This is a genomic window from Kitasatospora sp. NPDC002965 (assembly GCF_040611255.1).
Lineage (GTDB): Bacteria > Actinomycetota > Actinomycetes > Streptomycetales > Streptomycetaceae > Kitasatospora.
In genome coordinates this window covers 40,330-66,027 of record NZ_JBEXNT010000011.1, presented here as the reverse complement: position 1 = coordinate 66,027, position 25,698 = coordinate 40,330, and the positions used below count along the sequence as shown (strand labels likewise).

General features: G+C 73.7%; 23 protein-coding genes. 15 read left to right on the top strand and 8 right to left on the bottom strand.

The genetic code is table 11. The features are described from left to right. Positions 1-293: 293 nt before the first annotated feature. Entirely contained in the window at positions 294-1,409 is a 1,116-nt protein-coding gene (locus ABZY91_RS07415; protein ID WP_329884989.1) for a Glu/Leu/Phe/Val dehydrogenase dimerization domain-containing protein, read from the top strand. Between the two features lie 395 nt (positions 1,410-1,804). Next, positions 1,805-2,062 (top strand): DUF3073 domain-containing protein, encoded by a 258-nt coding sequence (locus ABZY91_RS07410; protein ID WP_327679361.1) that lies wholly within the window; start codon positions 1,805-1,807, stop codon positions 2,060-2,062. Between the two features lie 196 nt (positions 2,063-2,258). Here the strand turns inward: ABZY91_RS07410 and purM are convergent, their stop codons facing one another. From purM to ABZY91_RS07395, 3 genes are all read right to left on the bottom strand, one after another. Beyond that, positions 2,259-3,344 carry a phosphoribosylformylglycinamidine cyclo-ligase gene (gene purM / locus ABZY91_RS07405; RefSeq protein WP_329884598.1) on the bottom strand — a complete coding sequence of 362 codons (1,086 nt, stop codon included), beginning with the start codon at positions 3,342-3,344 and terminating at the stop codon, positions 2,259-2,261. A gap of 79 nt (positions 3,345-3,423) precedes the next feature. After that, entirely contained in the window at positions 3,424-5,007 is a 1,584-nt protein-coding gene (purF, locus tag ABZY91_RS07400; RefSeq protein WP_355400514.1) for an amidophosphoribosyltransferase, read from the bottom strand. A 289-nt stretch (positions 5,008-5,296) separates the two neighbouring features. Then, the gene (locus ABZY91_RS07395; protein ID WP_329884602.1) at positions 5,297-6,157 is read right to left on the bottom strand and encodes a diacylglycerol kinase; all 861 of its coding nucleotides are present in this window, start codon (positions 6,155-6,157) and stop codon (positions 5,297-5,299) included. A gap of 126 nt (positions 6,158-6,283) precedes the next feature. Here ABZY91_RS07395 and ABZY91_RS07390 point away from each other — a divergent pair, with 126 nt between their 5' ends. Beyond that, positions 6,284-7,567, top strand: coding sequence for an adenylosuccinate synthase (locus tag ABZY91_RS07390; RefSeq protein WP_329884604.1), 1,284 nt, complete (start codon positions 6,284-6,286; stop codon positions 7,565-7,567). A gap of 126 nt (positions 7,568-7,693) precedes the next feature. Then, entirely contained in the window at positions 7,694-8,296 is a 603-nt protein-coding gene (locus ABZY91_RS07385; protein WP_355400512.1) for a GNAT family protein, read from the top strand. A 133-nt stretch (positions 8,297-8,429) separates the two neighbouring features. On the opposite strand, the gene ABZY91_RS07380 is transcribed toward ABZY91_RS07385, so the two are convergent. Continuing rightward, positions 8,430-8,627, bottom strand: coding sequence for a hypothetical protein (locus ABZY91_RS07380; RefSeq protein ID WP_329949092.1), 198 nt, complete (start codon positions 8,625-8,627; stop codon positions 8,430-8,432). 501 nt (positions 8,628-9,128) lie between these two features. Between ABZY91_RS07380 and ABZY91_RS07375 the strand changes: the two genes are divergently transcribed. The 3 genes from ABZY91_RS07375 to metG all read left to right on the top strand — a co-directional run bounded on the left by ABZY91_RS07375 (position 9,129) and on the right by metG (position 12,437). After that, entirely contained in the window at positions 9,129-9,299 is a 171-nt protein-coding gene (locus ABZY91_RS07375; protein ID WP_329884610.1) for a DUF397 domain-containing protein, read from the top strand. A 104-nt stretch (positions 9,300-9,403) separates the two neighbouring features. Continuing rightward, on the top strand, positions 9,404-10,525 hold the full coding sequence (locus ABZY91_RS07370) for a damage-control phosphatase ARMT1 family protein (protein WP_355400509.1): 1,122 nt from the start codon (positions 9,404-9,406) through the stop codon (positions 10,523-10,525). 181 nt (positions 10,526-10,706) lie between these two features. Continuing rightward, the gene (gene metG, locus ABZY91_RS07365; RefSeq protein WP_355400507.1) at positions 10,707-12,437 is read left to right on the top strand and encodes a methionine--tRNA ligase; all 1,731 of its coding nucleotides are present in this window, start codon (positions 10,707-10,709) and stop codon (positions 12,435-12,437) included. 173 nt (positions 12,438-12,610) lie between these two features. On the opposite strand, the gene ABZY91_RS07360 is transcribed toward metG, so the two are convergent. After that, entirely contained in the window at positions 12,611-13,090 is a 480-nt protein-coding gene (locus ABZY91_RS07360) for a MarR family transcriptional regulator (protein WP_355400505.1), read from the bottom strand. A gap of 150 nt (positions 13,091-13,240) precedes the next feature. Between ABZY91_RS07360 and ABZY91_RS07355 the strand changes: the two genes are divergently transcribed. From ABZY91_RS07355 to ABZY91_RS07320, 8 genes are all read left to right on the top strand, one after another. Further along, positions 13,241-13,660, top strand: coding sequence for a multidrug efflux SMR transporter (locus tag ABZY91_RS07355; protein WP_355400503.1), 420 nt, complete (start codon positions 13,241-13,243; stop codon positions 13,658-13,660). A gap of 80 nt (positions 13,661-13,740) precedes the next feature. Then, entirely contained in the window at positions 13,741-14,061 is a 321-nt protein-coding gene (locus tag ABZY91_RS07350) for a multidrug efflux SMR transporter (RefSeq protein WP_355400501.1), read from the top strand. 93 nt (positions 14,062-14,154) lie between these two features. Continuing rightward, complete coding sequence (locus ABZY91_RS07345) at positions 14,155-14,478, top strand: DUF6087 family protein (RefSeq protein WP_329884622.1); 324 nt, start codon at positions 14,155-14,157, stop codon at positions 14,476-14,478. A gap of 733 nt (positions 14,479-15,211) precedes the next feature. Next, positions 15,212-16,573, top strand: coding sequence for a cytochrome P450 (locus ABZY91_RS07340; RefSeq protein ID WP_355400499.1), 1,362 nt, complete (start codon positions 15,212-15,214; stop codon positions 16,571-16,573). Further along, on the top strand, positions 16,549-18,549 hold the full coding sequence (locus ABZY91_RS07335) for an ATP-binding protein (RefSeq protein WP_355400497.1): 2,001 nt from the start codon (positions 16,549-16,551) through the stop codon (positions 18,547-18,549). The genes ABZY91_RS07340 and ABZY91_RS07335 overlap by 25 nt, the downstream gene beginning before the upstream one ends. 110 nt (positions 18,550-18,659) lie before the next feature. Further along, positions 18,660-20,174, top strand: a complete 1,515-nt coding sequence (locus ABZY91_RS07330) for an MFS transporter (protein WP_355400495.1) — start codon at positions 18,660-18,662, stop codon at positions 20,172-20,174. Between the two features lie 101 nt (positions 20,175-20,275). Next, positions 20,276-21,640 carry a carotenoid oxygenase family protein gene (locus ABZY91_RS07325; protein WP_355400493.1) on the top strand — a complete coding sequence of 455 codons (1,365 nt, stop codon included), beginning with the start codon at positions 20,276-20,278 and terminating at the stop codon, positions 21,638-21,640. Between the two features lie 90 nt (positions 21,641-21,730). Further along, positions 21,731-22,243: a nuclear transport factor 2 family protein gene (locus tag ABZY91_RS07320; protein WP_355400491.1), complete on the top strand. Its 513-nt coding sequence runs from the start codon at positions 21,731-21,733 to the stop codon at positions 22,241-22,243. Positions 22,244-22,315: 72 nt separating this feature from the next. Here ABZY91_RS07320 and ABZY91_RS07315 read toward each other — a convergent pair whose 3' ends face one another. The 3 genes from ABZY91_RS07315 to ABZY91_RS07305 form a co-directional block, all read right to left on the bottom strand. After that, positions 22,316-23,281 (bottom strand): class I SAM-dependent methyltransferase, encoded by a 966-nt coding sequence (locus ABZY91_RS07315; protein ID WP_355400489.1) that lies wholly within the window; start codon positions 23,279-23,281, stop codon positions 22,316-22,318. A 29-nt stretch (positions 23,282-23,310) separates the two neighbouring features. Beyond that, positions 23,311-24,285 carry an NAD(P)/FAD-dependent oxidoreductase gene (locus ABZY91_RS07310; protein ID WP_355400579.1) on the bottom strand — a complete coding sequence of 325 codons (975 nt, stop codon included), beginning with the start codon at positions 24,283-24,285 and terminating at the stop codon, positions 23,311-23,313. Positions 24,286-24,525: 240 nt separating this feature from the next. Further along, positions 24,526-25,515: a hypothetical protein gene (locus ABZY91_RS07305; RefSeq protein ID WP_355400487.1), complete on the bottom strand. Its 990-nt coding sequence runs from the start codon at positions 25,513-25,515 to the stop codon at positions 24,526-24,528. Positions 25,516-25,698: the final 183 nt, after the last annotated feature.

Sequence of the window (25,698 nt, the reverse complement as noted above, 5' to 3'; positions counted from 1 at the left end):
ACGGCCCCCGGGAGCGGCTCCGGAACGGCTCCGGGCCTGGTCCGGGCCGCGGGTGGGCCACGGGCGGGCCTGGTCCGGACCGCCCGCCGGTCGAACCGGCGGAGCCCCTCCCACCCGGCCCGTCTCACCCATCGGACAACCGGCCCGAGCTTCGCCAAGGGGGCGGATCGGCGGCTTTCCCGCGGCTACGCTTCGCCCTACGCGCCCGCACCACAGCAGCGGGCCTCGGAATTACTGGAGTCACCACAGTGACCGACGTACAGACCGCATCCGCCACGCACCCCGCACCCGGCGTGCTCAGCAGGATCTTCGGCACCTCCCAGGACGGCGCCAACGGCGACGGCCACGAGCAGGTCGTGCTCTGCCACGACCGCTCCTCCGGGCTCAAGGCGATCATCGCCGTCCACTCCACCGCGCTGGGCCCCGCCCTCGGCGGCACCCGCTTCTTCCCGTACGCCTCCGAGGAGGCGGCGCTGGAGGACGCCCTCAACCTCTCGCGCGGCATGTCCTACAAGAACGCGCTGGCCGGGCTCGACCTCGGCGGCGGCAAGGCCGTCATCATCGGCGACCCGAACAAGGACAAGAACGAGGCGATGCTCCGCGCCTACGGCCGGTTCGTCGAGTCGCTGCGCGGCCGCTACATCACCGCCTGCGACGTCGGCACCTACGTCCAGGACATGGACGTCGTCGCGCGCGAGACCGGCTTCGTGACCGGCCGCTCGCCCGAGAACGGCGGCGCGGGCGACTCGTCCATCCTCACCGCGTTCGGCGTCTTCCAGGGCATGCGCGCCTCGGCCCAGGCCCGCTGGGGCCAGCCGACCCTGCGCGGCAAGCGCGTCGGCGTCGCGGGCGTCGGCAAGGTCGGCCACTACCTGGTCGGCCACCTGGTCGCGGACGGCGCCACCGTCGTCGTCACCGACGTCTCGGAGACCGCCGTCAACCGCGTGCGGGCGGCCCACCCGGAGGTGGAGGTCGTCGCCGACACCGCCGCGCTCCTCCAAGCCAAGCTGGACGTCTACGCCCCCTGCGCCCTCGGCGGCGCGCTCACCGACGACTCGGTGGCGGCGCTGGGCGAGTTCGGCACCGTCGTCGTCTGCGGCGCCGCGAACAACCAGCTGGCCCACCCGGGCGTCGAGAAGGACCTCGCCGACCGCGGCATCCTCTACGCCCCGGACTACCTCGTGAACTCCGGCGGCGTCATCCAGGTCGCCGACGAGATCGAGGGCTTCAACTTCGACCGCGCCAAGAACAAGGCGACGAAGATCTTCGACACCACCCTGGAGATCTTCACCCGGGCCGCCTCCGACGGCGTGCCGCCGGCCGTCGCCGCCGACCGCCTGGCCGAGAAGCGGATGCGCGAGATCAGCGCGCTGCGCTCGGTGCTGCTGCCGGCCGCCCGCCGGGGCTGATCCCGGGCACCCGGCCGGACCGGGTCGACCCGCGGTGCGCGGGGGGCGTCCACTTCCGTCCCCCGCGCATCACAATGTGGAACCGGATTCTCACTTCTGCGCCCGATCGGGTGATCCAACGTCCCCCTTGGGGGGATAATCGATCCGGGAACAACGGACCTGAGACACCTCCGGACAGCGTGCAGAAAGCCGCAAAACCTCCCCTGACCTGGGACGACCCGGTCGCGGGTGCGGCCGGTGCGCGCCACGTCACACTGACGACGTACCGTCCAGCGGCAGAAACAGGTACCGTTAATGCTCCAAGGGACGGTTCTCCCCATTCGGGCAGGCCGCTCTTGATCATGAACACGTGTCAGACTCGGGGCCGTGAGCCCCATCGTTGAGGGGGTCGACCCATGGGGCGCGGCCGGGCCAAGGCCAAGCAGACGAAGGTCGCCCGCGAGCTGAAGTACAACAGCGGCGGGTTCGACGCCAATCGTCTCTCCAGCGAGCTGGGCGTATCGCCCTCCACCTCCCCGATCGAGCCGGAGCCGATCGAAGAGGACGAGGACGACGACCCCTACGCGGAGTACGCGGCTCGTTACGCCGATGACGGCGAGGACGACGACACCGAGTCGGGTACCGGGCCTTCGCAGGCCCGCCGGCGCGCGTAGTCTCCCAGTCTGACCAGACCGGCCTCGGTGCCCAGTGCACCGGGCCGGTTTTCGGCGTTCCCGCGTGCTCCCGGCGCACCCCGGGGCTCGTGGGGCACCCGCCCGGGCCTTCGCGTACCCCGGCGCACGGGCACCGGTACGCGAAGGGGCCCCGCCGGCGTGCCGCCCGGCGGGGCCCCTTCGCCCGGTTCCGTGCTCAGCCCGCGGTGAAGCCCTCGTAGGCGTTGTAGAGCGCCGCGCCGCCGTCGTGCTCGTCGGTCCGCTCGACGATGTCGCCCAGCAGCCAGGACTCGACGCCGCGGTCCTCCAGGATCGACAGCACCACGTCCACCGAGTGCGGCGGGACGACCGCCACCATGCCGATGCCCATGTTGAGCGTCTTCTCGATCTCCAGGGTGGCCACCCCGCCGACCCGGGCGACGGTCTGGAACACCGGCAGCGGGGTCCAGGTGCCGCGGTCCAGGCGGGCGTGCAGGCCGTCCGGGACGACCCGGGCCAGGTTGGCCGCGAGACCGCCGCCGGTGACGTGCGAGAAGGCGTGGACCTCGGTGGCCCGGGTCAGCGCCAGGCAGTCCAGCGAGTAGATCCGGGTCGGCTCCAGCAGCTCCTCGCCGAGGGTCCGGCCGAACTCCTCGACCTTGCGGTCCAGCTTCCAGCCGGCCTCGTTCAGCAGCACGTGACGGACCAGCGAGTAGCCGTTGGAGTGCAGGCCCGAGGCGGCCATCGCGATCACCACGTCGCCGGCCCGGACGCGCTCGGCGCCCAGCAGCGCGTCCGCCTCGACCACACCGGTGCCGGCGCCCGCGACGTCGTACTCGTCCGGCCCGAGCAGGCCCGGGTGCTCGGCGGTCTCGCCGCCGACCAGGGCGCAGCCGGCCAGGGCGCAGCCCTCCGCGATGCCCTTGACGATCGCCGCGACCCGCTCCGGGACGACCTTGCCGACGCAGATGTAGTCGGTCATGAAGAGCGGCTCGGCACCGCAGACCACCAGGTCGTCGACGACCATGCCGACCAGGTCGTGGCCGATCGTGTCGTGCTTGTCCATGGCGGCGGCGATCGCCACCTTGGTGCCCACGCCGTCGGTGGCCGAGGCCAGCAGCGGCCGCTCGTAGCGCTTGAAGGCGGACGCGTCGAAGAGCCCGGCGAAGCCGCCGATGCCGCCGACCACCTCGGGCCGGCTCGCCTTCTTCACCCACTGCTTCATGAGCTCGACGGCGCGGTCGCCCGCCTCGATGTCGACGCCGGCGGCGGCGTAGGTGGCGCCGTTCTGGTTCGTGGTCACTGCGGTGCGGCCCTCTCGGGTCAGTGGGGGTCGGAACAGCGGTGGGGCCCCGGGGTTCCGGGACCCCACCGTCGGGTCGTTACGGGCGGCGCAGCGCGTCGGCCGCGCCCGCCCCGCCGAGCAGCGACTGGACGCCGTCCAGGTCGCTGCCGCTGGTCGGCTTGCCGCGGACCGCCGGCTGCTGCTGGCCGCCCTTGATCTCGGCCTCCAGCAGGAGCTTGCCGAGCAGCGCCGGATCCGGCAGCTCCATCGGGTACTCGCCGTCGAAACAGGCCCGGCAGAGCCGGTCCTTCGGCTGCTTGGTGGCCTCGATCATGCCGTCGATCGAGATGTAGGAGAGCGAGTCCGCGCCGAGCGTGCGGCCGATCTCCTCGATCGTCATGCCGTTGGCGATCAGCTCCGCACGGGTGGCGAAGTCGATGCCGAAGAAGCAGGGCCACTTCACCGGCGGCGACGAGATCCGGATGTGGACCTCGGCGGCGCCCGCTTCGCGGAGCATCTTCACCAGGGCGCGCTGGGTGTTGCCGCGGACGATCGAGTCGTCGACCACGACGAGGCGCTTGCCCTGGATGACCTCGCGCAGCGGGTTCAGCTTGAGCCGGATGCCGAGCTGGCGGATGGTCTGGCTGGGCTGGATGAAGGTGCGGCCGACGTAGGCGTTCTTCACCAGGCCGGAGCCGTACGGGATGCCGCTGGCCTCGGCGTAGCCGATCGCGGCGGGGGTGCCGGACTCGGGCGTCGCTATCACCAGGTCGGCGTCGGCCGGAGCCTCGGCGGCCAGCTTGCGCCCCATCTCCACGCGGGAGAGGTGCACGTTGCGGCCGGCGATGGAGGTGTCCGGGCGGGCCAGGTAGACGTACTCGAAGACGCAGCCCTTGGGCCGGGCCTCGGCGAACCGCGAGGTGCGCATGCCGTTCTCGTCGATGGCGATGAGCTCGCCCGGCTCGACCTCGCGGATGAAGGAGGCGCCGCAGATGTCCAGTGCCGCCGTTTCGGAGGCGACCACCCATCCGCGCTCCAGCCGGCCCAGCACCAGCGGGCGGATGCCCTGCGGGTCGCGGGCGGCGTAGAGCGTGTGCTCGTCCATGAAGACGAGCGAGAAGGCGCCCTTGACCTTGGGCAGGACGAGCTTGGCCGTCTCCTCGATGGAGAGGTCCGGGTGACCGGCGAGCAGCGCGGTCACCAGGTCGGTGTCGTTGGTCGCCGCCGAGCGTCCGGAGCGGGAGACGTGCTCCTCACCGGGGAGTTCGGCGACCATGGCCGCCAGTTCGGCGGTGTTCACCAGGTTTCCGTTGTGCCCGAGGGCCAGCGAACCGTGGACGGTCGCCCGGAAGGTCGGCTGGGCGTTCTCCCAGACCGAGGAACCGGTGGTCGAGTAGCGGGCGTGTCCGACGGCGATATGCCCGTGCAACGACCCCAGCGAGGCCTCGTCGAAGACCTGGGAGACGAGTCCCATGTCCTTGAAGACGAGAATCTGGGAGCCATTGCTCACTGCGATGCCCGCGGATTCCTGACCGCGGTGCTGCAGGGCGTAAAGGCCGAAGAACGTGAGCTTGGCGACCTCCTCGCCGGGAGCCCAGACACCGTAGACGCCGCAAGCGTCCTGGGGGCCTTTCTCACCGGGAAGAAGATCGTGGTTGAGTCTTCCGTCACCACGTGGCACGCCTTCGAGTCTAGGGCAGTTGGCACAGGCTTCCGGAACCGGGAGGACGGGATTGTCGGGCGGTCGGTCGGTAACGCGCGTAGACAAAACCCCTTACCCACGGTGGATTTCGGCGGCCCCGCATTCCCCGCGCACCCGGTTGGCCTTGCGGTTCGCGCCCGTTGGCGCATTCCGTGCACGGACGACCCTTCGCCGCACGTTCGGCCGCCGTTCGCCCAACGTGAGCCTGCTCACCCGGGCCGTTCGATGACGCCGGGTGTCCTCCGGGTAGCGCTGCGCTCCGCGGCGACTACGCAGCCGGCAGCAGCAGGCCCCAGCAGCCGGGGTGGACCGTCCAGGTGCGCGCCCGGACGGGGCCGACCGGATGGCCGTCGGCCTCGTACCCGAAGCCGCGTCCGACCACCGAGACACTGGCCGCCCGCACCCGCACCAGGGCGCCGGGCGTGCGGACCACGATCTCCATGACGCCCTCGCCGAGCGCCTCGCCGGACGGCAGCGTCACCTGGACCGCCCGGACCGGGTGGTGGACGTCGGCGAGCAGCCGGCCGTCCGCCTCGACCCGCACCCGGGCGCCCTGCTCGCCCCTGCTCTCGGCCCCGGCCTCGGGCGTGAGTACGGTCCCCTGCTCGGCCGCAGCCAGTTTCGCCCATAGCGAACGCCAGCCGCTCGAACGGCCGACCGGGCGACGGGTTCCGCCTCCCGGGATCCGCACCCCGCCGAGCGCCACCCCGCCGCCGTCGTCCACCAGCAGGTCGAGCTTGCGCGGCGCCCCCGCGAGCACCGCCCGCGCCGCCGCCACCGGAGCCCCCGGCACACCCAGCGCCCGCGCCGCCGCCAGTCCGTCCGCCCGGCCCACCGGGACCATGCCCACCGCGTCCGCCCCCAGCTCACGCTGGCGGTGCAGGGCCTGGAGCACACGCTGCAACGCGAGGTCGGAACCGATCACCACCGGTCGCCTCCGGCCGCGGTGCGAAAGCACCCGGTCGAGCTCGGACGGGCTCTCCGGGCACGCCACCTTGACGTCCGCCCCACCGGAGAGAACGTCCTTCGCGATCCGCACCGACTCGCCGTCGGTCTGCCGGGCCGCCGGGTCGAGGAGGAGCAGGAGCGGCTCGGGGCCGCCGGTTGCGGGCGTGGACAGGGACGACACAACCGGTCCTTCCTCAGGTAATCTCTCGGTGCAAGAGCCCCTTGCGCTATTGCGCCAGGGGCTTCGTCTATCTCGGGGCAGACTGCGGCCTACGCAGGATGCCCCAACCGGAAGGGGTGTACGCCTGTGCCGGCACTCGTGCTCGTTGGCGCTCAGTGGGGAGACGAGGGCAAGGGGAAGGCGACGGACCTCCTCGGCGGCTCCGTCGACTACGTCGTCCGCTACCAGGGCGGCAACAACGCCGGTCACACGGTGGTCATCGGCGACCAGAAGTATGCCCTGCACCTGCTCCCTTCCGGCATCCTCAGCCCGAACGTGACGCCGGTGATCGGCAACGGTGTCGTCATCGACCCGGGCGTGCTGCTCTCCGAGCTCAGCGGCCTGAACGAGCGCGGCATCGACACCTCCAAGCTGCTGATCTCGGGCAACGCCCACCTGATCACGCCGTACCACCGGACCCTGGACAAGGTCACCGAGCGCTTCCTCGGCAAGCGCCGGATCGGCACCACCGGCCGCGGCATCGGCCCGACCTACGCGGACAAGATCAACCGCGTCGGCATCCGGGTCCAGGACCTCTTCGACGAGTCGATCCTGCAGCAGAAGATCGAAGCCGCGCTGCACGACAAGAACCAGCTGCTGGTCAAGCTCTACAACCGCCGCGCCATCCCGGCCGAGCTGGTGCTGGAGGAGTACCTCGGCTACGCGGACAAGATCAAGCCGTTCCTCGCCGACACCACGCTGGTGCTGGACGAGGCGCTCAAGGCGAACAAGGTCGTCCTGCTGGAGGGCGGCCAGGGCACCCTGCTCGACGTCGACCACGGCACGTACCCCTTCGTGACCTCGTCGAACCCGACCGCGGGCGGCGCCTGCACCGGCGCCGGCATCGGTCCCACCAAGATCGACCGGGTCATCGGCATCCTGAAGGCGTACACCACCCGCGTCGGCTCGGGCCCGTTCCCGACCGAGCTGCTCGACGCGGACGGCGAGGCCCTGCGGCGGATCGGCGGCGAGCGCGGTGTCACCACCGGCCGTGACCGCCGCTGCGGCTGGTTCGACGCGGTCATCGCGCGCTACGCGACCCGGGTCAACGGCCTCACCGACTTCTTCCTCACCAAGCTCGACGTGCTGACCGGCTGGGAGCAGATCCCGGTCTGCGTCGCGTACGAGATCGACGGGCAGCGGGTCGAGGAGCTGCCGTACAACCAGTCGGACTTCCACCACGCCAAGCCGATCTACGAGTCGCTGCCGGGCTGGAACGAGGACATCAGCGGGGCGAAGACCTTCGGCGACCTGCCGAAGAACGCCCAGGCGTACGTGAAGGCGCTGGAGGAGATGTCGGGCGCCCCCATCTCCGCCATCGGCGTCGGCCCGGGCCGGTACGAGACGATCCAGATCAACTCGTTCGTCTGAGCACCCGCCACCGGCTGAGGGGAGCCCTGCGGACCTCGTGTCCGCAGGGCTCCCCTTTGCCCTTGCGAGTTTGCACTAGGACAAAGGGGCATTGCATCTAGTGCATTCGCCCGCTATTTTTCGATCATGACTGCGAAGCTTCCCGCCCCCGTCACGCTCACCGGCCGCCACGTGCGCCTGGAGCCGCTCGGCCGCGGCCACCTCACCGAGCTGTGGTCGTCCGTCGGCCGGGACCAGGACGTCTGGCGCTGGATCCCGTTCGCCGCGCCGACCACCGAGGAGGAGCTCGGCGCGATCCTCGACCTCCGGCTCGCGGAGGTCGCCGCCGGGACGGCCGTGAAGTTCGCCGCCGTCGACCTCGCCTCGGGGCGGGCCGTCGGCATCACCGGGTTCTACGACTTCAGCGCGGAGAACGAACTGGTCGAGATCGGCGGCACCTGGAACGCCCGGTCGGCGTGGCGGACCGGCCTCAACACCGAGTCCAAGCTGCTGCTGCTCACGTACGCGTTCGAGGAACTCGGCATGGGCCGGGTGTTCTGGAAGACGGACGCGCTCAACGACCGCTCCCGCAACGCGATCCTGCGCCTCGGCGCCACGTTCGAGGGCATCCACCGCCGCGACAAGCGGCGCGACACCGGGGTCTGGCGCGACACGGCGTACTTCTCGATGCTGAGGGAGGAGTGGCCCGCGGCCCGTGTGCGCCTGGAGGAGCGGCTGGCCGCGGGCTGACCGCGCAAGGCCCGGGGCCGACCGGGCGAGCGGGCGAGCGGGCGCGCGGGCGCGCGGGGCGAACGGGCGAGAAGGTCTCAACACCGGCCGGTGGTGGGCCGTTTCACGACCCGGCGCGGCGTTCCACCGAGAGCTACCGGTGCGAACGCCCCCGCCCCGAGGGAAGTCGGCGCGACAGCGCCTCCTCCTGTCGGCCGGTGGAGGAGCGGCCGGAGGCCGAGTCCCCTCCGCCGGAGCGCCTCTCCCGCTGCTGACGGCTCGCGATGATCTGCGCCACCACGCCGACGAAGAGCACCGACACCAGCAGTCCCGTCAGCAGCACGACAGCCATCAGCGATCGACCGCCGCCACGGCCCGAACCGCCCTGCCACAAAGCCCGATGAGTTCCACACCCCAGTCATCGGCCAAAGCGGCGACGAGGTCAAGCCCCCGCCCACCCGTTCGAGCCACCTCCGGTCCCGGTCGGACCGGCGGCGGGGAGCGTCGCACTTCACGGCCATGTGAGGCCGCCCGGACCGCAGTTCGAGCCCGGCGGCGGTTGCGCCGGCGCCGCGGACCGGGGCACCGGTCACCGGCTCGGAGAGGTCGGACCGGCCCGTCGGTGCCGGTCCCGCACGACCCCGGCAGATCCCGGCAGATCCCGACGAAGATCCCGGAGCAACCGCCTCGGCACCCCGACGGCCCCGTCAGGGGATCCCGCCTGCCGCCCTCCACGAGTGGCGCCGAGCCCGCCTCGCGCGCCACACTGCCGAGGCGTCGAGCACGGCGAGTTCGACCACTCCGCTCTCCGGAACCACGCCGCCCCTCACCGCCGATCCTCCCGGGAGTACTCATGGACGACCACGACCCGCAGGCTCCGGGCGATCGCCCCCGGGTCACCATCACCCCGGACGCCGTCCTCGTCCGCAGCGGCCGCTCCCCCGACGCGCCCCACGCCGTCCTCACCCACCAGGAGTGGAAGGACCTCGTCGCCGCCGTCAAGCAGGGCGAGTTCACCGTCTGATCGACACCCCGTACCGCCGGGGCAGCGGTCGACCGCCACCTGGATCGGGCCCCGCACCGGGTGGCGCCGACGCCGGAGGGGCCGGGGCCGGTTAGGGTCGCGGCGTGGCTGAGGTGGCGGTGATTCGTAGCGGCGTACCCGGGTCGTTCGCATGGGCGGTGTTCCACGAACGGCATCCGCGGCTGGTGAGCCAGGTGCTGGCGGCCCTGCCGTACGGGGCTCGGGAACGGGCGGCAGTGGAGCGTCTGCTGGTGGAGAGCACCACCGGGGTACTGGAGCCGCCGCCGGCGGACGCGCACGACCGCGCCGAGTGGCTGGCCTGGGGCGAGGGGCTCTGGGGGCGGCCCTGGGGCGAGGCACCGTTCCTGTGGGCGGAGAGCTACTTCTACCGGCGGCTGCTGGAGGCCACCGGCTACTTCGGGGACGGCGTCTGGCAGGGGATCGACCCCTTCGGACCGTTCAAGGCACCCGAGTTGGCGGACGCGGCGGTGGACGGGTTCGGCGACGGACCGCAGGAGCTGCTGGTGTCCTCCCTGTGGGGGAACCGGGCGGACCTGGGGTTCCGGATCACCGCCGGCGAAGGCCGGGACGCGGTACGGGACGCGCTGGTGGTGGACGACTCGGCGGCGTTCTGGACCGAGCTGGAGAAGGGCCGGGGCGGGCGGGTCGCCGTGGTGGCGGACAACGCCGGACCCGAACTGCTGCCCGACCTCGCGCTGATCGACCACCTGCTGACGAGCGGACTCGCGGCCGGGGTCGCCCTGTACGTGAAGCCCCGGCCGTACTTCGTGTCGGACGCGACGATGGCCGACGTCCTCGCGGCGGTCGGCCGCCTGCACGGCACGGCGGCGGGCCGGCGGATCCGGCGGGCGATGGAGGACGGCACGCTGGCCGTCCGGACGCACCCGTTCTTCTGCGCGCCGCTGCCCTACGACGCGATGCCCGCCGACCTGCGGGCGGAGTTCGGCGGTGCGGCCCTCACCGTCCTCAAGGGTGACCTCAACTACCGCCGGCTGGTGGGCGACCGGCACTGGCCGCCGACGACGCCGTTCGCCGACACGGTCGACCACTTCCCCTCGCCCGTCGCGGCGCTGCGCACGCTCAAGTCGGACGTGCTGGTGGGGGTGGACCCGGGAACGCTCGCGCGGCTGGACCGCTCCGGGACGGCGTGGCGGACGGACGGGCGGCACGCGCTGGTCCAGGTCCGGGGGGCGGGGCAGCGGTAAATACGAGCGAAGGACGACGGGGAGCTTCGCTAGGATTGGGCCCGCCCACAGTGGAACTCGCTCTGTGCGGCAGCCCGGGAGCCTGCGTGCGTGCCGGCCTCCCGTCGCGGCCCCAGAACCCTGCGCCTGTCACGGCACTCCGGGGTAGGGGTCCGTGCGGGAGAAATCGGAGCATCCGAGGATGGCTCGGCACCTGATCACCAGCGCCCTTCCCTACATCAACGGGATCAAGCACCTGGGCAACATGGTCGGGTCCATGCTGCCGGCGGACGTCTACTCCCGGTACCTGCGGCAGCGCGGGCACGAGGTGCTGTACATCTGCGCGACGGACGAGCACGGCACGCCGGCCGAACTGGCCGCCCAGGAAGCCGGGCTGCCGGTGGCGGAGTTCTGCGCACGGGCGCACGACCGGCAGAAGGCGGTGTACGACGGCTTCCGACTGTCGTTCGACCACTTCGGGCGCAGTTCCTCGGTGCAGAACCGGGAGATCACCCAGGAGATCGCCCGCGAGCTGCACGCCAACGGGTTCGTCGAGGAGCGGGCGATCCGCCAGGTGTACTCGGTCACCGACGGGCGCTTCCTGCCGGACCGGTACATCGTCGGGACCTGCCCGCACTGCGGCTACGACAAGGCGCGCGGCGACCAGTGCGAGAACTGCACGCGCGTCCTGGACCCGACGGACCTGCTGGAGCCCCGGTCGGCGATCAGCGGCAGCTCGGACCTGGAGGTGCGGGAGACCAAGCACCTGTTCCTGCTCCAGTCGAAGCTGACCGAGCAGGTGGAGCAGTGGGTCGACGAGCACGGTGACCAGTGGCCGGTGCTCGCCTCGTCGATCGCCCGCAAGTGGCTGACCGAGGGCCTCCAGGACCGGGCGATCACCCGCGACCTGGAGTGGGGCGTCCCGGTGCCGGCCGACGTGTGGCCGGAGCTGGCAGCCGCCGGCAAGGTCTTCTACGTCTGGTTCGACGCGCCGATCGAGTACATCGGCGCCACCAAGGAGTGGTCGGACGCGGCCGCCGACGGCGGGACCCGGGACTGGAGGTCCTGGTGGTACGAGGCGGACGACACCGTCCGGTACACCGAGTTCATGGCCAAGGACAACGTGCCGTTCCACACCGTGATGTTCCCGGCGACGATCATCGGCTCGCGCCGGCCGTGGAAGAAGGTCGACTACGTCAAGGCCTTCAACTGGCTGACGTACTACGGCGGGAAGTTCTCCACCAGCCAGAAGCGCGGCATCTTCACGGACGTCGCCCTGGAGCTGCTGCCGGCCGACTACTGGCGCTACTTCCTGATGGCGCACGCGCCCGAGTCGGACGACTCCAGCTTCACCTGGGACCTCTTCGCCTCGACCGTCAACAAGGACCTCGCCGACACTCTCGGCAACTTCGTCAACCGGGTGCTCTCGTTCAGCCGCAAGCGGTTCGGCGACGACGTGCCGGCCGGGCACGCCGCGGCGGAGCCGGAGGAGCGACTGGGGGCGCAGATCGCCGAGCTGCTGGCCGACTACGAGGCGCAGCTGGAGGCCCTCAACTTCCGCAAGGCGACGCAGAGTCTGCGGGCGCTGTGGAGTGCCGGCAACGCGTACCTCGACGAGAAGGCCCCCTGGCTCCAGGTGAAGACCGACCCGGAGGCGGCGGCCCTCACGCTCCGGACGGCGATGAACCTGATCCACCTGTACGCGGTGGTCTCGGAGCCGTTCGTCCCGACGGCGGCGGAGGCCATGCGCGGGGCGTTCGCGCTGCCGGCCGACGCCCCCGCGCGGACCCGCGGCTGGGTGAGCGCGGAGGAGGCGCGGGCGCTGGACGCGGTGCCGGCCGGGACGCCGTTCACGGTGCCGCCGGTGCTGTTCGCGAAGATCACGGACGAGGACCTGGCCGCCTGGGCCGAGCGCTTCGGCGGCGGCGAGTAGGCGGGGAGCGGGCGGGAAGCAGGCGGGGCGCGGACCGAGCGCCACCGGGTGGCGGGCACCCGGACGACGCGGCCGCACGACTCCGTACCGGACGGGGGCGGGCGGCCGCGCCGTCTCCCGGTGCGGTAGCGGCCCCGGCCCCGGGCCCGGCCCCGGCCCCGCTCCGGCCCAGCTCAGCCGAGGGAGGCGCGGGCGGCGGCGAGCAGCGGGACGAGGTCGGGGGTGGCGGTGGCGGCCTCGTCGAGGGCGGCGGTGAGGCTCTCCTCGTAGGTGGTGCGCGCCTCGCCGTGGCGGGCGCGGCCGGCCTCGGTGAGGACGGTGTAGACGCCGCGCCTGTCGTCGGGACAGAGGTCCCGGTACGTGAAGTCGGCGGCGTTGAGGCGGGCGACCAGGCGGGTGACGGAGCTCTGGTTGAGGCCGAGCCCGGTCGCGAGGTCCTGCATCCGCAGTTCGCTCTTCGGCGCCTCGGCGAGCAGGCCGAGGGCGCGGTACTCCGAGAGGCCGAGTCCGTGCCGGCGCTGGAGGACGGTGGCGAGCCGGCCCTCGACCTGAGCGTGCAGGGCCGTCAAGCGGCCCCACATCCGGGTGTCGGCGGGCGGCCCGGCGGCGTCGGGGACCGCACCGGGGGCGGCTGGGCTGGGTCGGGTGGACATCGGGCGCTCCCTGGCCTTGCGGGTCTGGCGGGCGGGTCTGGCGGGCGGGGCGAAACGGGTTGACACGATGTTACTTGTACATGCATGCTCTTGCCCAGGTCGATGTACTTGCACATACATGCAACAACTAAGCCCCGAGAGGTCCTTCCCATGGCCTGGATCTACCTGCTCATCGCCTCGGTCTTCGAGGTGGTCTTCGCCCTCGCCACCAACGCCACCCACGGCTTCACCGTGCTGGGCCCGTCCCTGCTCACCGCAGGCGCCGCGGCCGGCGGGATCTTCTTCCTCAGCCTGGCCCTCAAGACCCTCGACGTCGGCGTCGGCTACACCGTGTGGACCGGAATCGGCTCGGTCGGCACCGTCCTCCTCGGCACCCTGATCTTCGACGAGGAGATGAACGCCGGAAAGGCCGTCGCCTTCGTGCTCATCATCGGCGGCGTCCTGGGCCTCAAGCTGGCCGACCGGCCGGGCCGGACGGCCACTGCCGCCGGAGCGGCGGGGCAGCAGGCCGGGCAGGCGGGGCAGCAGCCCGCCGCACCGGCCCCGGCGGCCACCGTCGCCACCGGCTGACCGCCCCGTCGGCACCCGCACCGCCCCCGCGCTCCGCGCCCCACACCCCGCACCGCCCCACGAGAGAGAGTTGCACCGTCATGGCCTGGGCCTTCCTCGCGATCGCCGTCGTCTTCGAGATCGTCTTCGCCCTCGGCACCAACGCCACCAAGGGCTTCACCGTGTTCTGGCCCTCCGTCCTCACCCTGACCGCCGCCGCGGGAGGGATCTACACGCTGAGCCTCGCCCTCCGCACCCTCGACGTCGGCGTCGGGTACACGATCTGGACGGGGCTGGGTTCGATCGGCACCGTCGTCCTCGGCGCGCTGATCTACAAGGAGCGGATCACACTGCCCAAACTGCTCTCCTTCGCCTCGATCATCGCGGGGGTGCTCACGCTGAAGCTGGCGTCAGGAGTCTGATCCCCCAGGGGATTTCACCCGATCGTGGAATCGTCCGCCCGATCCGGATCGGGAAGACTGGCCGTCCCCGACCGATCCCCGAGGGAGGCGGCGATGGACGCCGAGGACGAGCCGCTGGCCGAGTGGTACGCGCGGCGGGCACGCCGCCGACGGGCCCCCGGGACGCGCGACGCGATCACGCTGGCACCCGGGCCGCGTCGCGGGGCGCACCTGTTCCGCGACGTGCCGAGACTGGTCGTCGAGTGGGACGGCTTCGCCTGGCAGCCGGTCGCGGTGGCGGAGAGCTACGCCGAGGCGTACCCGCTGATCGTCCGGCCCGACGAGGCGGCCGGGCCGGCCACCGTCTTCCCCCAGGCGGACACCCCCGTACCGCTGCTGCGCAAGGGAACCGGGCGCCACCGGAAGCCGGACCGGTAGCGCCCGGCCCGCCGCACGACCGGGCCCCGCCGGGCCGCACCGACCCGGCGCACGACCGGGGACCGGGCACATCGCCGCGATACCGACGCCGGGCGCCACGAGCCCCGCGACCGTACACCGACGATCCCGTCATCCTTCCAGGACGAACCGTCCGCTCCCCGGATCGGGCGCCGTCCGGCCGATCGGCCTTCGGGTTATAGTGCCCACGTCAATCTCAGGGCGGGTCGGCGTCGAGCCATCCTGACGGTGGATCCCATCGGCCGCCCCGATCCCGACGTAGGAACCGACCACGGTGCCCAGAGCGCGAGTTGCCTGCCCGGCCACGACCAAGGGACTGGATCCCTGTCGTCCGGGCACGGTGCGCGGAGCCGCGGGACACCGCCCCCGGCACGCACCGGCGGGCCGGGCGCGCCGTCTCTCCCCTGCCGACCGGGCTCCCCTTCCTCCCCCGGACCCCGGCCCCGGTCGCCGCAGAACCACGCGCGGTCTCCCGCCCGCCTGAAAGCCCCGGCGGGATCCTCACCGGCCGAACGCCGCCGACCGCCCCGGCCGGAGTGCTCACCGCCGAGCCGCTGTCGAGCCGCCGCCGAGCCGCCGCCGTTCGAGCCCCGTCACCCACGTCACCGTCACCCGAGCCGACGTCACCCGGCCCCCGTCACCCGGCCCCCGTCACCCGAGCCCTGCCGCTCCGGCGCTCCCCGTGCACCCGCTTCCCGAGAGGACCGCCCCCGCCATGGTCGATCCCCGCTTCAGCATCCTGTCCGAGGAGTTCGCCGCCGCGCCCCACCGGCACTTCGCGCGGCTGAGGGACCGGTCACCGGTGCACTACGAGCCGGCGGTCGACAGCTACTTCCTCTCCCGCCACCGGGACGTGAAGCGGGTGCTGACCGACCATGAGGCGTTCACCACCGAGACGCTGCAGGTCCGCGCCGAGCCGGTGATGCGCGGTCCGGTGCTCGCCCAGATGACCGGGGCGGAACACACCGCCAAACGAAAGATCGTCGTCCGGGGCTTCACCGGACAGGCCCTGCAGGACCAGGTGCGCACCATCCGCGCCAACGCCGCCGAGCTCGTCGCACCCTTCCTCCCCCGGGGGCGGATGGACCTCGTCAACGACTTCGGCAAGCCCTTCGCCGTCCAGGTGACGCTGGAGATCCTCGGCCTGGACCGGAAGGACTGGCGAAAGGTCGCCGCCTGGCTCGGCGGGATAGGGGAGTTCGTCACCGCCGTCACCCTCACCGACGAACGCCGCCGGCACTGCCTGGCCCGCGCCCTGGAGCTGGAGGCCTACCTCGTCCCGGTCATCGAGCAGCGACGCCGTCACCCCGGCGAGGACCTGATCTCGACGCTCTGCACGGCCGAGTTCGACGGCATCACCATGAGCACCCGCGACGTCACCGCGTTGATCATCAACGTTCTGGTGGCCGCCGTCGAGCCCGCCGACAAGACCCTCGGCTACCTCTTCAAGCACCTGATCGACCACCCCGAGCAGATGGCGCAGGTCCGCCGGGACCCGGCCCTGCTGCCCGCCGCGATCGCCGAGACCCTGCGCTACACCCCGCCCGTCCAGCTCGTCCCCCGCCAGGCGGAGCGGGACGCCGTGTTCGCCGGCACCGTCGTCCCGGCGGGCGCCACCGTCTTCTGCCTGATCGGCGCGGCCAACCGCGACCCCGAGGCGTTCGACGCCCCGGACACCTTCGACCTCCACCGCCCGGACCTGGGCACCGCCCGCTCCTTCACCGCCGCCGCCCAGCACCTGGCCTTCGGCACCGGGCTCCACCAGTGCGTCGGCGCGGCCTTCGCCCGCGCCGAGATCGAGACCGTGGCCGCGCTGCTGCTCCCGCTGCTCGACCGGGTCCGCCACAGCCCCGGTTCCCGCTACCGGGAGACCGGCCTGTACACCCGCGGCCCCGCCGCCCTGTCCCTGGACTTCACCCCCGTGCACGAAGGCGCCGCCGTCCCCGGCCGAACGCCCCTCCCGCTCCCGGCTCCCCACCGGCCGGGGCCTTCCCGGACCACGACCACGAGGCCGTCCCGAACCACGACCACCACCCGCGGAGAGGAGCCGTCATGGCGTCCGTCGGAGAGCGACTGAGCAACGCGCGCGTCCGGGCCTTCATCGGCCGGGACGAGGAACTCGGCCGCTTCGCCCAGGCCCTGGCCGGCGATCCGCCGGCGCCGTTCGCGTTCTACGTGTCCGGGCCGGGCGGCATCGGCAAGTCGACACTGCTGCGGTGCATGGCCGACCGCGCCCGTGCGGCGGAGCGGCCGGTGCTGGAACTCGACGGCCGTTTCGCGAGCCGGGACCCGGACGACTTCCGGCGCGCCGCCGCTCCCCTCCTGGAGGTCCCCGGCACGGTCCTCGTCGTCGACTCCTTCGAGCACTGCCAGTGGCTGGAGAGCTGGCTCTGGCAGCGGTTCCTGCCCGGGGCCGCCGACGACACCCTGGTGGTCCTGGCGGGCCGCCTCGCACCGCAGCCCCAGTGGACCGCCGATCCCGCCTGGGCCGGACTCCTGCACGTCTGCGAACTGGAGCCGTTCACCGAGGAGCAGGCCCTCGGCCTGCTGACCGCGGCGCAGGTCCTGCCCCAACTGCGGGAGCGGGTCCTCCGCTTCGCCGGAGGCAACCCACTGGCCCTGTCCCTCGCGGCTGCCGCGAGGGCCGCCGACTGGAGCCGGGAGGACGTCTGGGCGCCGTCGGCCGACGTCCTGCGCACCCTGCTGTCGGGCCTGATCGGCGAGGTACCGACCGCGGCCCACCGCCGCGCGCTGGAGGTGGCGGCCCAGGCCTACTCGACCTCCGAGGAACTGCTCGCCGCCGTGCTGCCCGACGAGGACGCCCACCCGCTCTTCACCTGGCTCAGGGACCTGCCCTTCATGGAGTCCACCCACCGGGGGCTCCACCCGCACGACGCCGCGCGCGAGACCCTCGCCGCCGACCTGCGCTGGCGCGCCCCCAACGCCTTCGTGGCGATGCGCCGGCGACTGGCCGAGGAGTACCTGCGCCTGCTGCGCGAGGCGCCCGAGGAACGGGTCTGGACCGTCACCGACGAACTCTTCCACCTCTTCCGGGAGGGGGAGATCGTGGCGCGGCTGCGCACCTGGTCCCGCGAGGACGAGGTGCACGACCGGCCCCTGCACCCGGACGACCTCGACGTCGTCCTGCGGATGGCCGAGCAGACCGAGGGCCCGGCCTCCGCCGAGCTGGTCCGCTACTGGGCAGAACGCCAGCCGCAGTCCTTCAGCGTCTACCGCCTGGTGAGCACGGGCCGCGTCGTGGCGTTCACCGCCCGCCTCGCCCTGCCCGCCCCCGCCGACCCCGAGGACCTGGCCGCCGACCCCGTCGTGGCGGCGGCCTGGGAGTACACCGACGCCACCGCGCCGGTGCGGCCCGGCGAGCACATCGGCATCAGCCGCTTCTCGGTCTACCCGGAGCGGTACCAGGTGCCCTCGCGCGTCATCGACCTGAGCAGCTCCCGCGCCCAGGCGGAGTCGGCCCGTGCCCGCGGCCGCGCCTACGGCTTCGCCGTCTGGCGGGACGCCGAGACCTGGGCCGCGCGCGTCAAGGGCAGCCTCGCCGACACCGGCGCCCGGCCGCGGGTCGGCGAGCACACCTACGGCCTGTTCGGCGTCGACTGGCGCCAGGTGCCCGTCGAGATCTGGCTCCGCCACCTCATATCGGCCACGGCCGTGCCCACCCGGGCCGGGCCGTCGGGCGTCTCGCGCGGCGTGTTCGACCAGGACGTGCGCGAGGCCCTGGCGCACTGGCGCGACACCGACGCCTTCGCCGCCTGCGCCCTGCTGCGCGCCCGCCTGGCGGCCGACTCCGCCGACCCCGTCGGGGAGCTGCGCGCCCTGCTGCGCCGGACGGTGGACGACCTCGCCCGTGACCCGCGCGGCGTGCGCGCCCGCGAGGCCCTGACGGCGGGGTACTTCTCCGGCGCCCCCACCCAGGAGGCCGCCGCCCGGCGCCTGAGCCTCCCGTACGGCACCTACCGGCGCCACCTGCGCCAGGGCCTGGACCTGCTCTGCGACGCCCTGTGGCAGCAGGAGCTGCACGGCCCCCGCTGAGGACGTCCGCACCCCGCCCGGATCCGGTGGACAGGTGCGGACAGGAGTGGACAGTCCCCGCGCCCGTCGGGCCTGGAAGGTGGACGGCGACCGGCCCGAGTCTGTGCGTCATGAACGTTGCACGCACGCAGACGGAGCCGGCGGCAGGCCGGTCCCCCCGGCCGGGAGCGGCGCTCGCGGCGCTCGCCGCGGCCCAGTTCACCGTCATGCTCGCCACCTCGATCGTGAACGTGGCGCTGCCGCAGATCCGCGCCGGGGTCGGCCTCTCGGACGGCGCGGTCACCTGGGTGGTCAACGCCTACGGTCTGGCGTTCGGGGCACTGCTGCTGGCGGGCGGCCGGGCGGCCGACCTGCTCGGCCGCCGCCGGGTCCTGCTCGCCGGGCTCGCGCTGTTCGCCGCGGCCTCGCCGGCGGCGGGACTGGCCGCCACCTCGGACGTGCTGATCGGCGCCCGTGCCGCCCAGGGCCTCGCCGCGGCGGCGATCGCCCCGGCCGCGCTCGCCCTGGCGATGGAGCAGTTCCCCTCCGGCCCCGGGCGCGGCCGGGTCCTGGGGGTGTGGGGCGCGGTCTCCGGCGCGGGCGGAGCGGGCGGCGTCCTGCTCGGGGGTGTGCTCACCCAGGCACGGGGCTGGCCCTGGATCTTCCACGCGGTCGCGCTCGGGTCGGCGCTGGTCCTGGCCGCCGTGGCGGCCCTCGTACCGCCGGCGCCCCGGCAGGCGAGCGGGCAGGTGAGCGGGTCGGGGCAGAAGGACGGGCGGGAGGAGGCGCGGTTCGACCTGCTGGGCACCGCCACCGTCACCCTCGCCCTGACCTGCCTGGTCTGGGGCCTGACCACCGCACGCGGCGCCGGCTGGAGCGACGGCCGGGTCGTCGGCGCCCTGGGCGCAGCCGCCGTCCTGCTCCCGGTCTTCGCCGTGATCGAGCTCCGCCGGCCGAACGCACTGCTACCGCCCCGGCTGCTCGGCACCGGCCGGGTGGCCACCGGCAACCTGCTGATGGCGCTGCTGGGCTCCGTGTGGATCGCCCTGTTCTTCTTCCTTCCGCTCTACCAGCAACAGGTCCTCGGATCGGGCCCGCTGGCCACCGGAGCCGGCCAACTCCCGCTCGCGGCAGCCAACATGATCGGCGCCGCCCTGGCGCCGCGCGTCTCCCGGCGCCTCGGCGCGGCCACGACCGTGATCGCCGCCCTGCTCACCGAAGCCGCCGGCCTGCTGTGGCTGTCGCGGATCGACACCGACGGCAGCTACCTCACCGACGTCCTCGGGCCGAGCATCCTGATCGGCCTGGGCCTGAGCACCGCCTTCGTCCAGCTCACCGCCCTCGCCGTGGACGGCGTCCCGCCCCGGGACGCCGGACTGGCCGGCGGACTGGTCAACACCACCCGCCAGGTCGGCGGCGCGATCGGCCTCGCCGTCCTGACCACGCTGGCCGGATCCGTGACCGCCCACGCGGCCACCCACCGGCCCCACCTGGAGGCCCTCACCGCCGGGTACCGGACCGCCTTCGCCGTCTCCGCCTCCGTCGCGGCGGCCACCGCACTCCTCACGCTGCTCCTCACCCGGACCGCCGGCCTGAGGGCCGTGACCGCCGCTCCCCTCCCGGCGCCCGACCCGCGAACCGCCTGACTCCCCCGGGACCCGCGCCCGCCCAGCTCAACCCCTCTCCCACACAGATCCCCTCGCAACTCCCCTCACACGCAACGCACTTCACCGGAAGGACTCCCGCCATGACCACAGCGAAGCCGTACCTGACCGGCCACTTCACCCCCGTCACCGACGAGGTCGCCGTCACCGGCCTCACCGTCGAGGGCACCCTGCCCACCGAACTCACCGGCCGGCTCCTGCGCAACGGCCACAACCCCAAGCCCGGCGTCACCCCCACCCACTGGTTCAAGGGCAGCGGCATGGTCCACGGCATCAGGCTGCGCGAGGGCCGCGCCGAGTGGTACCGCAACCGCTGGGTCCGGACCCCCGCCCTGGACGGCGCGCCCTACATGACCGAACGCGGGCCCGACCTCACCGCCAGCGCCGCCGGCACCCACGTGATCGAGCACGCCGGACGGCTGCTCGCCCTCTGCGAGGCGAACCTGCCCTTCGAACTCACCCGGGAGCTCGACACCGTCGGCGCCTACGACTTCCGCGGCAAGCTGCGCACCGCGATGACCGCGCACCCCAAGGAGGACCCGGCGACGGGCGAGCTCCACTTCTTCGGGTCCTCGCCCCTCCCGCCGTTCCTGACGTACTACGTCGCCGACGCCAAGGGCGAGATCGTCCACAGCGCCGAGGTCCCCGGCGCGACCGGCGCGCTGAAGCACGACTTCGCCATCACCCGCCGGCACGTGGTCTTCGTCGAGGGCAACGTCACCTTCGACCCCACCGACCACTCCGGCATCCCCTACGGCTGGGACGACCAGCAGCCCGCCCGGATCGGCGTCATGCCGCGCGGAAACGACGGCGCCCGGCAGGTCCGCTGGTTCTCGGTCGAACCGGGCAACATGCTGCACGTCGCCAACGCCTACGAGGACGGCCAGGGCCGCATCGTCCTGGAGGGCCCCACCGTGGACCGGGACGGATTCCGGCTCTCCTGGAACTGGTGGATCGGCGCTCCCGGACGCGGCAGCGAGCCCGTCTCCCGTTCCTACACCCGCCGTTGGGTGATCGACCTGGCGGCCGGCAGCGTCGACGAGCGCATCGTCGACGACCTGCCCGTGGAGTTCCCGACCCTCAACGAGGCGTACCTGGGCGCCGAGAACCGCTACCAGTACGCCGTCGCCTTCCCCGACGAGAAGGGCTTCGGCGGCTACGGGGTGGTCAAGTACGACCGCGTCACCGGTGCCCGCCGCATCCGGCAGGTCGGCGACGCCCGGATGCCCGGCGAAGCCGTCTTCGTCCCCGCCGCCGGGGCGACCGGTGAGGACGACGGCTACCTGCTCACCGTGGTCTCCGATCTCAAGCAGGACGCCTCGCAGCTGCTGGTCCTCGACGCCGCCGGCCTCGAACGCATCGCCACCGTCCACCTGCCCCACCGGGTGAGCGCCGGACTCCACGGTTCCTGGATCCCCGACAGCGGCCCGGACGCCGACCGGGACTGACGCACGCGCCCCGGGCACCGCCGTCAACCGGCCTAGCCCGGCCCCTCACCCAGACCTCACCCGGCCCCCTCCGAAGAAGGACCCACCACGATGTCCCGTCTGCCCCGCGCCATGACCACCCTGATCGCCGCCGCGGCTCTGTCCGCCGCGCCCGCCACCACCGCCTTCGCCGCCCAGGACGCCCACGACGCCGGACGGCGACCGCCGAGGATCGTCGCCGACTGGGCCTGTGCCTGGAACGGCACCGACCCCCGGGCGCTCGGCGCCCTGTTCACCGCCGACGGCGTCTACACCGACCTCGGCGTGGGCGTCACCTTCCACGGCCGCCGGGAGATCGCCGGGTGGAAGGCCCGCGCGGACAGCCTCATCGACAACGTCCACGTCACCGTGCGCGCCACCCACCGCAACGGCGGGCGCATCACCGTCGAGACCGTCTACGCCGGCCGTCTCAAGGGCGCGCCCAAGGCCTTCGCCGTGCCGATGACCACCCTGCTCGACGTCGACCGCCGCGGCCGGATCACCTCCGACCAGGACCACTACAGCCTCGCCGACGTCCTGACCCAGTCCGGCCTGCCCGCCGACTGGACCCCGCCGGGCCACTGACCGGCCGGCCGACGGGCCGAAACGCCGACCGGCCCCGCTCCCTCGTTCGAAGGAGCGGGGCCGGTGTCACGGCTACCGCGCGCCGGCCGCGCGGGCGGTGTGGACGGTGACGGCGGTGAGGTAGAAGGCGTCCGGGCGGGTCAGGATGCCGGTGGGGGCCTCGGGGTCGAGCAGGGCGTCGAGGACCGCCCGGTCGTCGGCGTCCAGCTGCTCGGCCAGCTGGTCCCGGCGGCGGGCGAGACTGACGTGCAGGTACTCGCGGGCCGGCCCGTCCAGCGGGGCCGGACGGTCGGCCAGGAACGTCCGCGTCCCGCTCGGGACGAGGCCCGCCGCGGCCAGCATGGCCGGCCAGTCCTCCACCGTGGCGACCGAGCCGGGCAGTTCGGCCCGCATGCCGCTGAAGGTGTCCTCGTGGGCGGCGTCCAGCCGGGCCTGGAGTCCCGGGCGGCCGAGCCCGAGGTCGCGGGGGAGGAAGCGCGCGGGCAGGCCGCGTTCGACCACGGCCAGCAGACCGCCCGGGCGCAGCGCCCCGGCCAGGGCGGTCAACGCGGCCTGCTGGTCGCCCAGGTGGTGGATCGCGTTGGCGGACCAGATCAGGTCGGCGGCGCCCAGGGCGGTGAAGTCGTCGGGCAGGTCGGCCTGTTGGGTGGTGATCCGACCGGCCGAGCGGGCCCGGGCGCGGTCCAGCAGAGCGGCGGACTGGTCGACGGCGACCACCTCGGCGGACGGGAAGGCGTCCGCGAGCAGGCCGGCGATCACCCCGGGGCCGCTGCCGACGTCGAGCACCCGGTCGACCGCGACACCGTCCAGCAGCCCGCGGAGCCAGCGCGCGGCCTCGGTGACGGCGGAGGCCCGGAGTTCGGCCTCGCGCTCCAGGTGGGCGGCGAGGGCGTCCCAGTCGAAGTCCGTTCCGGGGCCCTGGTGGTGGCCGTGGCCGTGGGTGTGGCCGTGGGTGGGAGTGGGGGTGTCGGCGGGACCGTGGACCCGGCCGTTCCCTTCCCGGTGCCCGGGGTCCTGGTGGGAGTGGTCGTGCGGCATGGCGTACTCCGTTCCGTCGGTGGTCGGCTTCACTGCGGTACAGCGGTGGTGGCGGCGATGGCGGTGGTCGGGGCCGGGACGGCGGCGAGTGCCCGCTCGACATCCTCGTCCACCAGGTCGTGGTTGATCGCGAACGCGGCCGCCGCCCCCGCCCCGGCGGCGGTGACCACCTGGGCCCGCGGGTCGGCGACGTTGCCCACCGCCCAGACGCCCGGCACGCCGGTGCGGCCCGCGCCGTCGGTGGTCACCCAGCCCTGGGCGTCCCGCTCGCAGCCGAGGTCCGACAGCAGCGCGTCCCGGGGCACCATCTGCGGGAAGAGGAAGACCGCCTCGCGGGGCACCGCCCGGCCGTCGGCGAGTTCGACCCCGCGCAGCCGGTCGTCCTCGACGACCACCCGCGCGACCGGACCCTCGACGACGCGCACGCCCCGGGCGTCGAGCCGGGCCCGGTCGGTGTCGGAGAGCTCCACGGCCTGCGGGAAGAACACCACGTCGGCCGACCACTGCCGGACGAGCAGCGCCTGGTGCACCGAGCCCGGGTGGGTGCCCAGGACGCCGAGCGGCCGGTCACGGACCTCGTAGCCGTGGCAGTACGGGCAGTGCAGCACGTCGCGGCCCCACCGCTCGGCCAGGCCGGGCAGATCCGGCAGTCCGTCGCGCAGGCCGGTGGCGACGACCACCCGGCGGGCCCGCAGCACCCGGCCGCCGGCCAGGTGGACGAGGAAGCCCGCGGGCGGGGCGCCGGCGCCGTGGTGGACGCCCGGGACCGGCTCGACGCGGTCCACCCGGGCATCGAGGAGGTCGCCCCCGTACCCCTCGACCTCCTCGCGGCCGACCGCCAGCAGCGCGGCCGGGGACATCCCGTCCCGGGAGAGGAAGCCCCGCATGTGGGCGGCGGGCGCGTTGCGCGGTCGGCCGGTGTCCACCACGGCGACCCGGCGGCGCGCCCGGGTCAGCACCAGCGCGGCGTTCAGGCCGGCCGCGCCCGCGCCGACCACCACCACGTCGTAGTCCCCCGGGTCACGGCCCTCGGCACCGACGGCGTCGGCTCCCGCGAAGCCCTCGAAGCCCTCGAAGCCGTCCGTACGGTCGGTCCCGTCGGCACGGTCGGTCCGGTCCCGGCGGCTCTCCGCCCCCGGACTGATCTGCTGGTCGCTCACGGCGATCACCTCCACCGCCAGGCTGCGGTGAACGATGCCCGCCGGGCAACTTTCGTTGCCGTTTCCGCAACAGGCGCCGGGCGCTCAGCGCGTGCGCCGCCAGTAGTCGCGGGCGGCCACCGCCAGCGCCGCCCCGTAGACCGCGAAGGCGCCCAGGCCGATCCAGCAGACCAGCAGGGCGTCACCCGCCGTCGGGAAGTCCCCGACCCGGACCTCGACCACGCCCGCCGTGGCGAGTGCGGCGTACCCCACGCCGACCACGCCGTACGGCGCGAGCGTCCCGGCTCCCAGCAGGGCGGGGAGGAGCGGCAGGGGACGGGGCACACGACGGCCGCTCAGCAGCAGGGTCCAGCGCGGGAAGACCTGCCCCCAGGGCCGGACCAGGCCCCACAGCAGGAACGCCCCGAGCGCCGCCAGCAGCGCGGTCGGGTCCAGGCCCCAGGACTCCAGGGCCAGCCAGAGCCCGGAGGCACCGTTGCGTTCGGACGCGGCCCGCATCTCGGCGCCGCTCACCCCGGCGAAGGTACCGCCGAACGCCCAGGTCAGCTTCATCACGACGTACGGGACGAATGCCACGGTCCCGGCCCAGGCCGCCAGTTGGACCACCGGGGGCGCTGCCTGCCCAAGCGCGGCAGGCCCCGACGGGACGCCCCGCGACGACGGAGCCGCCGCCCCGGCCCGCGCCGTCCCCGCGAGCAGCACCGCCCCGAGCGCCGCGAGCACGTGCTGCGCCGCACCCGGCACGCTGTCCACACCCTGGCCGAAGAGCAGCGTGACCACGTCCATCAGCAGGCTGAACGCCCCCGCCCCCGCCGATGCGCAGAGTACCCAGAGGGCCGTCCGCAGCACCGGACGCGGCCCGGACACGGCCACCGCCGCGCCGGTCACCGCCGCGGCCAGGCCGACCGCCGCCACCGCCCACCCCACCCAGCCGGCACCGAACAGCGCCGTCCCGCTCACCGCGCAGCCGACACCGAGCGCCGTGTACGCGACGCCCCACCCGGCCGCGGCCCGCCCGTCGGTGACCCACCTCGCCGGCCCCCGCCCCGTCGTCCACCCGCTCGTCGTCGTCATGCCCTCACGCTCGCACCGGCCCCCCGGCCCGGACCTCCCCCGCCCGGACGAACCCGCTCCCCCCACCGGGGGAGCCCGCCACCGGGGGAGCCCGCCACCGGCGGCGCCGCCGCGCTCCGCCCTCGCCACGCCGTCCCCGACGCGCGCCCGTCCCTTGCCCTGGAGCGCGCTCCAGCCCGTAGC

Bases quoted from the DNA above. Each gene is read 5' to 3' on its own strand.
- ABZY91_RS07410 (WP_327679361.1), top strand. From the start codon at position 1,805: ATGGGGCGCGGCCGGGCCAAGGCCAAGCAGACGAAGGTCGCCCGCGAG.
- ABZY91_RS07385 (WP_355400512.1), top strand. From the start codon at position 7,694: ATGACTGCGAAGCTTCCCGCCCCCGTCACGCTCACCGGCCGCCACGTG.
- ABZY91_RS07380 (WP_329949092.1), bottom strand. From the start codon at position 8,627: ATGGCTGTCGTGCTGCTGACGGGACTGCTGGTGTCGGTGCTCTTCGTC.
- ABZY91_RS07375 (WP_329884610.1), top strand. From the start codon at position 9,129: ATGGACGACCACGACCCGCAGGCTCCGGGCGATCGCCCCCGGGTCACC.
- metG (WP_355400507.1), top strand. From the start codon at position 10,707: ATGGCTCGGCACCTGATCACCAGCGCCCTTCCCTACATCAACGGGATC.
- ABZY91_RS07360 (WP_355400505.1), bottom strand. From the start codon at position 13,090: ATGTCCACCCGACCCAGCCCAGCCGCCCCCGGTGCGGTCCCCGACGCC.
- ABZY91_RS07355 (WP_355400503.1), top strand. From the start codon at position 13,241: ATGGCCTGGATCTACCTGCTCATCGCCTCGGTCTTCGAGGTGGTCTTC.
- ABZY91_RS07350 (WP_355400501.1), top strand. From the start codon at position 13,741: ATGGCCTGGGCCTTCCTCGCGATCGCCGTCGTCTTCGAGATCGTCTTC.
- ABZY91_RS07345 (WP_329884622.1), top strand. From the start codon at position 14,155: ATGGACGCCGAGGACGAGCCGCTGGCCGAGTGGTACGCGCGGCGGGCA.
- ABZY91_RS07340 (WP_355400499.1), top strand. From the start codon at position 15,212: ATGGTCGATCCCCGCTTCAGCATCCTGTCCGAGGAGTTCGCCGCCGCG.
- ABZY91_RS07335 (WP_355400497.1), top strand. From the start codon at position 16,549: ATGGCGTCCGTCGGAGAGCGACTGAGCAACGCGCGCGTCCGGGCCTTC.
- ABZY91_RS07330 (WP_355400495.1), top strand. From the start codon at position 18,660: ATGAACGTTGCACGCACGCAGACGGAGCCGGCGGCAGGCCGGTCCCCC.
- ABZY91_RS07325 (WP_355400493.1), top strand. From the start codon at position 20,276: ATGACCACAGCGAAGCCGTACCTGACCGGCCACTTCACCCCCGTCACC.
- ABZY91_RS07320 (WP_355400491.1), top strand. From the start codon at position 21,731: ATGTCCCGTCTGCCCCGCGCCATGACCACCCTGATCGCCGCCGCGGCT.
- ABZY91_RS07315 (WP_355400489.1), bottom strand. From the start codon at position 23,281: ATGCCGCACGACCACTCCCACCAGGACCCCGGGCACCGGGAAGGGAAC.
- ABZY91_RS07305 (WP_355400487.1), bottom strand. From the start codon at position 25,515: ATGACGACGACGAGCGGGTGGACGACGGGGCGGGGGCCGGCGAGGTGG.